Genomic DNA, 12789 nt, shown 5'->3' with positions numbered 1-12789 from the left:
TGCTCTGTTTATTCTAGCAATAACACACTACATCAATATTAAATTTAAATTGACACAGTTTTATGAACACTCCCAATGAGGGGAGGGTAAAAATTAACGCCTACTTGCTTAACAAACTTTCAAAGTTGGATAAGCACTCCCACAATATTGACCACCTTTGCTTGAGTGGACAATAGTATTTGTAGGGAAATACCTTCTAAATCTCAGTTCCTACAACTAGTTGATGTTATTCTTGCTTATAATTGATTCTCTCTCAGGTTCAGACACTCGTTTTTCAAATGGTCCGTTGTTCTTTGTCAGATCATTAAGCTCCTTATAAGTATCTGGACCTATCCTGATATTACAGCTTACGTTAGTATCACCGCTTGAATCCTCGAGGCTGTGGTTAGGCGCATTTAGGCTTTCCGTCACTCTATTTGAAAGTTTTTGTGAAAGCTTACTATAGCGTTTAATCTCACTTGATTTTTCTACTACTTTTTCCGCTAATTTTCTATTGTTCTCTTTATGGTCTTGAAGTAAAGCATTTTGCTTCTTGATATAATCTACTGTTTTTTCTTTAAGTTGGTTATCTTTCTCATAAGTACTTTTAGATTTTGATATTTCCTCAATACTCTTCTCTAGTCCACGCATTTTCACTCGTGACTCATCAAGCGATTTTTCCAGGCAAGATACTCGGTCATCTGATGCTTGATAGTTTTTAGTCATTTTATTGAAATCAGTTGTATGTGTTTGTATAGATATATTCTGCTCATCTAACTTACTTGTTTGTCTTTCTATTATATTGTTTAGTCTAGCTTCATTTAACTTAGCATTATCAGCCGCATAAGCCGTCTTAAGTTGCTGCAAAAATTTTTCTAATCCCTGATATAAGCGACTATCTTGCCTGCATGCATCAACGCTCCATCCATGAACTAACTTAACCCACCCATCAAAGTCTATATTGGACTGAATATTTTCAATTCTTCCCTTTAACTCTTCATAACTTAGGCTTAGTTTATTAAACTCCGTCCCTTCATCGACTATGAATATATTATTGATTAAATCCTTAACGTCATTTAAACAATTAAGTCTATTTTCTTCGTTCAATTTATCGAGGTCTTTTTCATCATAGCCCACCTGTTTTTGATCTTGATTATAGGATTTGCTGAACAAGCTATCCTTTAATGCTTTAACGGTGTGTGGAATATTATCATTTTCTATATCAGCTGCTTTAAACCTAGGCATAATTTGCCTCCTCATTTTTTGCTATTTTAACCATTAATATTTATTAGAATTTAGAATCTATTGATACCTTATTACTGTCTACCTCAATTGATTTATTTAAAAAGCTCAAATCATCGAATTCACCACATAGTTCACTTGTATTTGCATTGTCATTTTTCACCTTCTCTAGTAGTCCTTCAGTGGCGTTAGAAACATGGCTTTCTCGTAATTTATTCGATGCCTCCTCTCTTTTGTTTAACGGATTCCCACTATTTGTTTCCGGATCAATAGACTCAATTTTTGATTTATTGTTCAGATGATCAGTTTTTTCTGTGATATTTTCTGTATTTTGCACATTCTTTTCAATCTCTGTGTCGTTAGACATAAGCTTCTCTAGCTTTTTATTTACTTCTTTGTTCCGTTCTTTTTCATGATGATAGCCCTCAACTTCTTTATATATTATTTGTACCTTATTTTCAAAGTCTTCTACATTAGTTGCAGCTTGATCTACTCTTTTGCCGTGATTTTCCATCACGTGTTGACATTCATCTTTACTATTCTCAACTCCTGATTTAAAAAATGCATCTTCCTCTCCAGAGCCAAATAATTTACCTAGCTTTTTGGAGCTGTTTGAACTAGTCAAATCATTCACAAGATCTATAGCATCATTACCGCTTGTTGCAGCAACAATCTTAGTTTTTGCCCATGGCCAAATCTTGCAAAAAAAAGTTGCAATTGACAACATTGCGCTTTTAAATGCACCATATTTCTTAAGTTTAGGAGAAGATACTCCGAATGTATCAGAGATCTTCTTATCGACTTCTTTCAATTTTGCCTTGTTGTTAACGTTCACCACATTACCATCTTCGCACAATATTTTATATAATGCGCGGCGCTTATTCTTGAAAGATTCCGTTGCTTTAGCAATAGCATCTGCTTGAGACCCCATGTGCGCACCAGTTAAAGTCTCTAGACTTTCTATAATCTTAGTACAATAAGCCATTGCCCAGTATAAATGTTTAGCCCCAGGAGCTATTTTTGCAGATTCTTTGTCTATACCTCCATCATTTTTCTTGGATATGATTTGATTTAATTGAAGCAATTCATCAGGTTTTATATATATACCATAATCTTTTTTTTTGTTTAAGGTATACAACTCATCACCCACCTCAGTGATTAATTTTCTAAACTCACTTTCCGAAGGCTCTGTTATAGTAAACGCCACGTTATGCTTTTGTGAAAGTTCAATAGTTTCTTTGTTATCATCACTCATTTCATTTCCCTCATATATTCCATAGTTACCTTCATCAAATCATTCACAAAGATTTCATTGTAAAATCAAACTAAAGTTAACGATTCATCCAAAACACCATCCGGCTTAATGTAATTACTCTGCTAGTTAATAAAGCAGACCAAGAGCCGTCATGATCTCCATTCTGATAAACTAGTTTTTTAGGCATGCCATCAGCATATGAAAATCAAGTGTATTTAAAAAGAGGAGAACTACGCAAAAGAAACCACACCCATCGTAATTCACTTTGTGGTGCTTAATGTTGAAGGTGTATCAGCTAATACCTCTCCCCTTGCGGGAGAGGTCGTGCAGCTTATGCTGCGCGGGTGAGGGGTAATTTAAAACTCAACTTATACTTGATTAATTACTAACTTAAAACCTAAGGCTTTTAGTATATTGCCGAGCGTTATAAACTTTGGGTTTCCCTTGCTGAACAAAATCTTAAGCTGATATTTGACAATGACAGAAATGCTATCAAGTGGCTTGTAGACAATATGAGTACATTTACGCTTTTTTTTGTCTCAGCGATCAGAAATAATACATATTATGTTTTGACAATATTATTGCAACATAATGACTCGTATTCATGATATTTACCATTACCGGTGTCAAAAATACCAACGCAGATTTAAACAACTGATTCATTATGCACAACTACCCTTTGATGTGCTCGCGCTGCAATATTACAAAGCAGATCTAGATAATAATATCATAGAGATACCCATTATATTTCACCCAAATTTGTTGCATTACGCCAACTGCCCACAAGCAGATCAATACCTGTTGAACGGCTATGACAATCTATTGCAACTGCCACCTATCATGGACCATGAATATATCAGCAAACTTGAGAGCCAGCATTATCATTATTCTTATCTTGAGTCCATCTCACAAACACAACTTTATAAACTACCCGTCATGTTAAAGTATCATGCCGATGACTCTATTAGTTGGTTGGGAGTTTTCGTCGATGTCCAAGCATATACATTAGCAAAATATTATGAGCTTGATCCCCTTCTAATAGAGTTACATAATATGATTGAGGATACTTATGACTCACTTGTCAACACCCAAGAATTCAGCTACCGTAGCAGCCATCAAGGACCTCAATTAGTGCCTACAGATCAAGCACAAGCAACAACTCGAAAACTAAGCAGCTTCACTAAAACTGAAAACTTATGCTTTACTGCTATCTATAATGGCAAGTATGAAGCAAAAGAAATCGCAGAGTATATCTGCCGCTCACATCGCACAGTCGAAGGTTTAATGTCAAGCATGATTGCCAAACTTGAGGTTAAAAACCGTTATGAGTTATTCGTTGAAATCTCCAAGTCCCACCTTCACATGCGCTATTTATTAAATAATAGCGCAAGCCAGAAAGAGCGTTCACAAAATCATTCACAAGAAAAGTGCTCATTGGTTTGAATTTGTCAGCCTAATCTAATCCAGGTAATAGGCGTATTCCTTTGACTTGAGTCGCAAATTGCTTAGACTTATTTTGCATATAAAACGCCATCACACCAGGATGACTTAAATCTAATGCATTTTCTTGCATTAGCGGCTCTGACAGTGTTAACAACTCATTATAGCGCTGCTTTGCCTCCAGTGAGCTTTGAGACTTTTCAATAATATGCCGCTTCAAGGCACGATATAAATGATTAAGCTCAGCCTGCGTTAACTCCGGCAAATAAATCATTCTATCATTACCGTCATAAGTGACACCATAACGATCAAAAAAACGCACCTTAGCGCATAATCGACAATACAGCCGCCAATTTTTTGTTTGTTTGCGATGCGCTTTATCAACGGGCGCTATTACACTTTGCGCAATCTCACCTTCCTCAATTATCACGCCACATCCGGCGCATTCACTATGTGATTCAGCGATAATTTGCTTTTTAATAGCAAGATATTCCTTAGTTTGACTAAAGCCTAAATGCGCCTGATAACCCACAGCAAATGGGTAAAAGTCCAACCCGTTTTCTGTCATAACACACTCCCGCATCTTCTTTTCATTGAGATTATAAGCGCTATACACCATCGAAAATAAGCGTAAAACTCCTGATAATTTATCATCTGATGATACTTATTCATTGGAGTTACGCACTTTTTATATTTCAACACCCCGCCTCGCAAGCTCAGCACCCCTCTTGCAAAAAGGGGAATATAAAACCATCATTACCCAATTCCCCTCTTTTCAAGAGGGGTGGCAGCCGTAGGCTGACGGGATGTTTATAAAATCATAGTTTTTCTAAAGTACATAACTTCAGTTCTTCACAAACTTAGCTGTAAGCCACTAACGGCCTCATCAACTATTGGCTGTTGTATTGCAGCACCCACCGCACGCTCAGCCAACCAATGCGCCCTGATTGCACCTGCTTCACAAAACACACTTTGTCTGCCAACATTGTTCAAAACATACCACAACTGTCTATCGATATACTTAAGCCATAAGAAATTTGCTGTACAGACGATGCCTGTTGTTCTAGCTTGAATTAAAAGTTCAGTAAAAACCGTATAAACATAGGCATGCTTTGTCGTGATTTTGCTGATTTTATCATTATACGCATATCGCTTAATAATTGGCTGATATGGTTTGAAATCAATCCGCTTATCGTGTTTTATTTTTAGCGCTATTTGATGCAATAACTGATCTGCTACGCCACGTTGATATTGTGCATACGCTGATAAAATGGCAAAGAGCACTTGCTGATGAGGTTGAAGTTGATCAACTCCTTGCCATATCGAGCCAAGTTGCTCCACCATCAATTGATGCGTTTTAATACGATCTATTACGCTTTTGTCACCCACCTGCCTATCAGCTAATAATTGATACTTATCAACAAACTCCGTTGGTGATAAAGCCATTTCCCAAGCTCTTGACTGCTCTTTATCATCAACTAAATGACGCTTAGCGCTATAGTAAGGCAGCTCTTCTTCTAAAGTATCAGTTAATTGATCCATTGACAAAAATTGACGAAAGCGTGCTTTTGGGTGATAAAACCACAGCAACGCAGAAAAGATAAAGGTTAGAATGATCAATGGATAAACAAGTGCGTCACCAACCACATAAGACAAATCACGCATATCTTGTAGACTTACCTCTTGGGAGAGGGTTACTCTGGCCCAAGCTAACACCGCATCATATTGTGCTGTGAGATAACTGACAAGCGTTAACTCGAACGCTTTAATGCTAAAGACGCTCGTCACCACCCAGTCATGGAAAAAATAATACACCCCAACTAAGAATAATAATAGCAAAGCGATCACATAGAACCATCCTCCTATGCCATCACCGTCTTGATTACCTTGTCCGCCTCTTGCCATTACTAAGCTCCTGTTTACTCAAAATATTCATCTAAATCAATCTCTCCATCATCAAGCGCATTGGTAAGCTCATGGTAAATGATAAATAATACCAAAAAACAAATGTGTGGCTTATCTGTTAGCTCAACAATACGCTTTAAAACACTGGTGCGATCGAGCGTTGTTTTAGTCGCTATGCTTTGATTATATACATACTTAAAGCGTGGGGTTATCTTATCAATAAATAAGCCAAGCAGCCCATCTGGTGCTAACACTTTTTCTGCTTCTATGGGCTTTTGCTGATATATAAATTGCAATTTTTGCCCTTCATGTAAGTGTGAGGACAACATATCTAATATATTGTGTGATATATCCATACATTACTCCTATTCTTCGTGATTCGAGTCTTTGGCAAAAATATCTTGTGCGCTATCAAGTAACGCTTGCAGTGACTGCTGACTTGGATTGTCTTGATAAACACCCGTTTCTACTTGCCCTACTAATTCAATCAGTGCTGCCTTATATTTCTTTATTTCGTCAAATGATAAGCCATGGCTTAAAGCAAACTTTTCAAACGTTGCTTTAAGCTGCTCAACTGAGATCAAATAATCATCAAAGTCAATGCAATCAATATCAAAATATACACTGCCTAGTTTCTCAGCCAATGGAATCTTAGAGTAGATTAATTTATTTTCATATGCTTCAGGTGTTTCAGATAAATCAGATATATTCGTCTTCTCATCTTCTTCAGTTATAAACTCCTCAGCGGCAATCGCTTGCTGCAAATCATCACCTGCTTCTTCAGGTCTCATAGCAATCACTTGATAAAAATACTCACTAAGTGACATTTCTGATGCATATGATTGAATACCACTAATGATTGTCGCAACCCCATCAGGCATCGGAGTACGACGTGTGATCACACCGTCAAAGTCTACGGCATAATGCAACTTTGTTGCCAGTGCCTTATCCATTGGTTTGATCTTGACAAACTGATTAACTTTTACTTCTTTCGTCTTCGGTGGATTCGCATAAAAAGATTTTGCTCGAATGATTTGTGATTTGAAAAACACATGATACTCTCCTGGTTTTTGATCTTTAAGATCCATCAAATCAATACGAGCACGTTTCTCCACCCCCGCCTCAAGCGAGTCCTGATAGCGATTTGTAACACTATGCTCTCCCACTTGATAATTTTTTGCGACCGATGTATAGGCTTCCCCTGCATTTTTTTGGAAAAACTCCCAAGTCTCAGTTGGATCCTCTAGTTTCATGCATATTTTGATGTTCGTATTGGCACAAATCGAGGCCGCTTCTTCTTTTGATGCCTTTTGAAAGGCTGGCAAATCTTGACCAGCAAATACAGTAGAAAAGCCTAATGATCTGGCCTGCGCAGGAACAACTGCAAATCCAGGTACTGCATAGTAACCATATTCATCAAGTATACATAAGTAAGGGTGTTTGGCATTGGTTGGCTTGGTCTCAATGACATCATCATAACTGCCATGCACTTTGCTGCCCAAGCCTGATGCTAACATCGCCTTTAATGAAGCGACAATCAATTTGCCCAGATTAGATAGCTCATCTGGGGATTTCTCAAGCGCGGGCAGTAGCACAACCAAAATCCGTCGATTTAAGATAACATCATGGAAATCGATCTCTGCTATATCAGTTTTCATAATATGTGCATAAACATCAGCTAACGAGCCAAACACTCGCGTCAACTGCATCGTAATATAGCCATGTTGCTCATAGGCTTTTTCTGATTGTTTGCCTTTATTACTATTTTGGTACCCCGGCAGCGTTGATAAATAATTCATTAACGGATCGACAACTGAAAATGGAAACTGCGCTTCAACCTCTGTTTCATTGTTTTCAGCATCCGTCACAATCTGATCAAACACCAATTTCTCTAATGTATCAAGGACAAAATATTTACGAATAACACCAGCATCTAAGCGCAGTAAATCTTGATCACGTAAATACACCAATAGTCGCATCAGCGCCTCAACAAAGGATATTGCACGCCCTTTCCACATATCACCATCACCACCTTGAGAGCCAGAGTCACCTAACAAACTCACAATCAATTGCGACAGCATGCTCGACGAACCTATTGCAAATGGGTTCATGGTATTGGATAAAGGAATCTGTTGCTTACCAATAATATCTTGGGCGCCGGTCATATAATTTAAAATCAACAAATCATCCTGTCGCCCCAACTTCTGGGTCATCGAAAATATTTTAGCGTACAGTAGATTATCGCCCTTGCCATCAACATAGATAAAGCCACTACCCTGATTCAAAGCATTATAAGCCAATGATAATAAGGTTTCCGTCTTACCACTTCCTGTAGATCCAAAGACCAATACATGTGTACGCATATCATCATTATTAAACCATAGCTGATCACGAGTTAAGAGCTCATTGCCGAAATAGTAAATCCCAGAGGCTCTTTTTGGCATATTGATCGGTGATAAATCATTTTTATCTAACAATCTACTAAATATAGGCAGCTTAAATGGCAAGCTTGGCATCGCAAAGAATGAATACCAAAAAATGACAAGCACCGCGATAAAAGCCACATCACTAATAGCAGGCAAAATATACATAAAGGCTGCCAATGCAATCAAACTCATCAATGCCCCAGAGCGTGAGGACAGAAAATCGCCTAAGCGCACCACCAATGGTCGAATATCACGAACACTATCCGATGAATAGACCTCATGCTGTTTTTGCAAGCCCCTTAATTTAATGCGCGCCATTGCTATTTTTTCACCCTAATTTTTTCATTTCCGGCAATTGTTGTTCGCAACAGACGCAGAAAAACTGGCAAACTGATCCGCCAACGCTCAAGCAAAGTGAAGAAGATAAATACTATAGCTGCTAAAATCACTGTCCATATGCGCATGTGTAGTAATACAACTAGAATAGGGATGCAAACTCTGGCATCAATGATAAAAAATTTAGGCGTTAATGCTGAATCACGCCAATGTGTATTTGTATTACGCATTACACCTCTGCTCCACCGTATTATCGTTAAACATTGTATTTAGTTGTTTTTCAAACGTAGACTTATCATCAATTGAGTGCCTTATTTTTTGTTTACCATCAAGTGTCACCCCAAACTCCTGCAAAGTTTGAGCAGATAAGTTACCCATTTCAACCTGTTTTCTGACATCACTTTGTATGTCACAACCTCGCTGTTGCATCACTTTATTTAAGTAAGCAATCCCATCCTCCGGCGATAACGTTAGCATCTTTTGCTTAAGCGCATGATCAAAGTTAATATATTCACGCACAGCAAGTAACTGATTGCTCGTATCAATAACGAGCTTTTGCCAAACGATCACACTTAAAGCTTGTGTCAAATCGCAATACACCCTATGTTTATCTGCGTGATGAAAAAAGTTAAGGGATCGACGGAATACATCAACGACACCAGAAGCATGAATTGTTGTAATGACATCGTGTCCAGTATAAGCTGCTTCAAGTACGGCTGACAAAGTTTCTTGATCTCGCGTCTCGCCTATCATGATCAAATCAGGATTGCGACGCAACGCATTGCGAACAGCTGCACTATAGCTTGACAGATTTCTAGGAATTTCAGTTTGACAAATCAATGCATTTAAACCACTAATCTGATCAAAGCTATATTCAATCGGAGCTTCATAGGTCAAAACCTTCAAACCAATATCTGCTGCTTGGCAACGCGAACGTATCATCGCCGCTTGCAATGTTGTTTTCCCGCCACCGGTTGGACCACTAACCAAAAAAAGTCCACGCCCTGAAATCATCTGCTGAGATAATTTCGTCGCTACACCAAGTTGATCTAGTGTATATGGGTGGTTTTGATTAAGACGAATAGAAATTTGCACCCCATCAAGATTGCGACCAAATGCAGTGGTAATATTTACTCGCACCACATGCGTATCAATCCCACTATCAAAGCGAAAATCCAACTCCCCTTTTCGTGCTAATTCCGCCTCGACATTTGAACCATAGAGTTTCAAACAAATCGCCTTGACTTCATGCACGGTTAATAAGCGCTCAGACAAAGTAAATAAACGCCCTTGCTGCTTAATAAAAACAGGCTTACTCGACTGAAAACACACATCTGAAACCTTGCTTTGACAACATTGTTGCAACAGCTCAAGCAACTGATTGTCGGATAAATAGTTTGACAACTCCAAGCGCATTAAGTCCATTCTCTGTATTTATGGTTTTGTCGGTGGTGTATTGACAACAAAAGGTTGCCAACGATCAGCCTCAACATTGAAATGCGCCTGCATATCAAGATACCACTGCTTATCATCAATTACTAACTGTCCATCCTTAACTTTGACACCATTGCTGCGTTTTTTGACATGTATTGGTGTTACAATATGATAAGCCAACAACTGATGATAAAGTACCATACCACGATACGCTAAGGTCAGACGCCCGATATTGACACTGTATATTTCTCCTGCTTGATTTAAGCCCGTCTGCCAAGCTTTTGCCAACACGCAATGCCACAGCTTTAACTCTGATTTATCTTTTGGTAATAGCACCTTATCTGGCCACTGTGGCATTTGATAATTTTGCAACAAATAGTCACGCCAAGATGGCAAGGTTGTATAAAAACGTGCTTTTTGCGCAATACGGTAACGCGCACCCGTTAAAGATAACTTCACTTGTGAGTCATCCAAACGTAATCCATGATCAGCGAACTCAATGACTGGAGGTAAAATATTATCATCAAGTGTTATAACATTAAAATTATAAATCTCATTTAGGTAAGCAGCCTGAGCTTCCAAACGCTCATTAATCACAGAGCCTGCCCAAGCCAAGCCAGATTGAATTCCCAGCTCTTGCGCTGCTTCCTTTATTGCCTGTTGACGTATCGTTAAATGTTCATCACTTTGATAACAAATCATCGTGTCACTACTATGAGCTGTCTTTACAATATCTGGTAAATCTAACAATGACTGATCCTCTTATAACTTATTTCTGATGACACACAATCAAATTGCAACAACCAAAGCATATTGGCACCCATTATAAATAACGTAAACTTAAGATCCCCGCTTGAGCATCAATATATAGCTGCGCTTGAGATTTCATTTGTAGATCAATATTACGTAAAATATCGATCAGCTTGTTTTGCTGTGTTGTTGCAGTTGAACCAATGGATACCAATATCGCCACGTCTGGCTTTTTGCCATAGACCTGCAATTCAAAATGTATTTTTTTAGCAATATCATTCAATAGTGGCTCAACCTCACCATACCATGATATTGCCATCACTTGCTCAAGTTCAGCCGAATACTGTCCATCTATTGCTTGAAAGGGGATATCCACTTTACCCATTCGTGCTTTCTCAATAGTTAACATCATATTTAGCTGCTGCTTTATCTCTTGAGCAGATTGGATTAACTGTTGATCGACATCATGATGTATTTGCTGCTTTGCCGGCAACAAATCACTACCTCCTGTTGATGCACAAGACGATAATAGCAGTATTGAACCCGACCAAAAGCAATTCCTAACAAACAACATGCCAACTAGCCTCCAGAAGCTGGAGTGCTTGGCTCAAGCGGTGCAAACTTGCTAATTGGATCAACATGAAAGTCTGTTGTCGCACTGCCGGCATCTTTGGTAACGGTTGAACCAATCATTTGCGTCATTGGCACAATGCCAATCAAGCAAGCACCAATAAAACATTTCCCCGTTCCATGTCTCACATAATCACCGTTGTTTCCCTTATTACTATGATGATTTTTTAAGTCAGAAAGCCCCGTAAACACAAACCACATCCCACCAATGGTTGCAACTACGCTAACAAAATATTTCATCTGATCAATGAAACGAATCATACTAAGCGCCCAATCGGTGAAATTTTTATCCGCTGCATAGCTACAGGTGGAGAATAATACACCACCTGCAACTAACGCCACCCCTAGCACAAATCGGCTAACAGATCCCTTATTCATCATTATATACTTTTTCATTTCATCTCCTTTTTGATTGATAAACACACTAACACCCACATCGTTTCTGCACGATGGATGAAAGTAACTTAAGAAAACTACGTAAGAAAATTCATTAGATTAAACAACCCCTCGGCGTTAACAGCAATAACACCCGCAATAAGGTGAACTAATGCCACGCCAGAGCTAGCATGCTGCCCTTGCCCTTCACCCAAGTGAATTAATAAAAACAATCCTCGGCAAAATGAAATTAAGCCAATAACAAGCAATGCGGCAAATAGCAGATACTGCATGTGCAATAACGGATCATCTGTCAGAGCTTGGCTTGCGTAATAACATACTGGATTGTTGATAACAACGTCACTGCCTGTGAGTTTACACTCATCTGGCTGCAACAAAGTATTTAAGTTGAATGCGCTATCAACCACTGTAGCACTAAATGATTGGAGAATATTTGTTACTGCAATTAAGCTTGATCCAGATACAAAATAAAAAATCGTTGCCATTGGCGAGTGATAACGAAAGCTCTGCTGCGTCTGCATGTGGCGCCGAATTCTGATTAATCCAATAAATATAAGTATGAAGCCAAGCACCATCACCATTAACAAAATTGGCTGATATACAAACATCAACGCATTAAGTATCTCATGCACCGTATTACTATCCATTGTTGGTGTTGATGCCGTCATGATCGCGCCATTCATTGGTGTCATTACTTATGGTTAGTTACCTTATAAGCACTAGAATATCGACGATTGATAGATTAAAATAGCGTAGAGTTACGCAATCAAGCCTTTGTAACTAATTTTTCTAGCGTGCTCTTGTGCTGAGTTTAATGATCCCGTAGAACCATAGTTTCCTTAGCTGAGTAAGTCACACAACACCTTAATGATAAGGAAAAATTACTGCTATCACTTATTTTTAGGACTGTTTGATTTTGCTATAATGCGAATCAAGGGTTGAATAATAATCAAAAATAAAGTTTACGAGTTGCCAATCCATAATTTATTGTGTTAA

Annotated in this window: 13 protein-coding genes; 1 reads left to right on the top strand and 12 read right to left on the bottom strand. The window is 38.4% G+C overall.

All coding sequences use genetic code 11. From position 1 onward, the window contains the following. Positions 1–216: 216 nt before the first annotated feature. Both ACY10D_RS12085 and ACY10D_RS12080 read right to left on the bottom strand, forming a co-directional pair. A complete protein-coding gene (locus ACY10D_RS12085; RefSeq protein ID WP_487000975.1) occupies positions 217–1224 on the bottom strand; it encodes a hypothetical protein in 1008 nt (335 codons plus the stop codon). Between the two features lie 43 nt (positions 1225–1267). Next, a complete protein-coding gene (locus ACY10D_RS12080) occupies positions 1268–2476 on the bottom strand; it encodes a hypothetical protein (protein WP_487000974.1) in 1209 nt (402 codons plus the stop codon). A gap of 591 nt (positions 2477–3067) precedes the next feature. Between ACY10D_RS12080 and ACY10D_RS12075 the strand changes: the two genes are divergently transcribed. Beyond that, on the top strand, positions 3068–3919 hold the full coding sequence (locus ACY10D_RS12075; protein ID WP_487000973.1) for a LuxR C-terminal-related transcriptional regulator: 852 nt from the start codon (positions 3068–3070) through the stop codon (positions 3917–3919). A gap of 10 nt (positions 3920–3929) precedes the next feature. Here the strand turns inward: ACY10D_RS12075 and ACY10D_RS12070 are convergent, their stop codons facing one another. The 10 genes from ACY10D_RS12070 to ACY10D_RS12025 form a co-directional block, all read right to left on the bottom strand. Then, positions 3930–4484, bottom strand: a complete 555-nt coding sequence (locus tag ACY10D_RS12070; RefSeq protein WP_487000972.1) for a hypothetical protein — start codon at positions 4482–4484, stop codon at positions 3930–3932. 284 nt (positions 4485–4768) lie between these two features. Further along, entirely contained in the window at positions 4769–5821 is a 1053-nt protein-coding gene (gene icmP / locus ACY10D_RS12065; protein ID WP_487000971.1) for a type IVB secretion system coupling complex protein DotM/IcmP, read from the bottom strand. A gap of 14 nt (positions 5822–5835) precedes the next feature. Next, positions 5836–6177: a hypothetical protein gene (locus ACY10D_RS12060; protein ID WP_487000970.1), complete on the bottom strand. Its 342-nt coding sequence runs from the start codon at positions 6175–6177 to the stop codon at positions 5836–5838. A gap of 9 nt (positions 6178–6186) precedes the next feature. After that, the gene (locus tag ACY10D_RS12055) at positions 6187–8565 is read right to left on the bottom strand and encodes a type IV secretory system conjugative DNA transfer family protein (protein ID WP_487000969.1); all 2379 of its coding nucleotides are present in this window, start codon (positions 8563–8565) and stop codon (positions 6187–6189) included. 2 nt (positions 8566–8567) lie between these two features. Continuing rightward, complete coding sequence (gene icmT / locus ACY10D_RS12050) at positions 8568–8813, bottom strand: IcmT/TraK family protein (protein ID WP_487000968.1); 246 nt, start codon at positions 8811–8813, stop codon at positions 8568–8570. Further along, entirely contained in the window at positions 8806–9993 is a 1188-nt protein-coding gene (locus tag ACY10D_RS12045) for a type IV pilus twitching motility protein PilT (RefSeq protein WP_487000967.1), read from the bottom strand. Before ACY10D_RS12045 ends, icmT begins: the two co-directional genes overlap by 8 nt. Before the next feature lie 24 nt (positions 9994–10017). Then, positions 10018–10767, bottom strand: coding sequence for a type IV secretory system conjugative DNA transfer family protein (locus ACY10D_RS12040; protein WP_487000966.1), 750 nt, complete (start codon positions 10765–10767; stop codon positions 10018–10020). 73 nt (positions 10768–10840) lie between these two features. Further along, complete coding sequence (locus tag ACY10D_RS12035; protein ID WP_487000965.1) at positions 10841–11341, bottom strand: DotD/TraH family lipoprotein; 501 nt, start codon at positions 11339–11341, stop codon at positions 10841–10843. A gap of 5 nt (positions 11342–11346) precedes the next feature. Then, a complete protein-coding gene (locus tag ACY10D_RS12030) occupies positions 11347–11793 on the bottom strand; it encodes a hypothetical protein (RefSeq protein WP_487000964.1) in 447 nt (148 codons plus the stop codon). 77 nt (positions 11794–11870) lie between these two features. Further along, positions 11871–12485, bottom strand: coding sequence for a hypothetical protein (locus tag ACY10D_RS12025; protein ID WP_487000963.1), 615 nt, complete (start codon positions 12483–12485; stop codon positions 11871–11873). Between the last annotated feature and the right edge of the window lie 304 nt (positions 12486–12789).

Source organism: Cysteiniphilum sp., from assembly GCF_057495195.1.
This window is presented reverse-complemented; position numbering and strand designations above follow the sequence as displayed.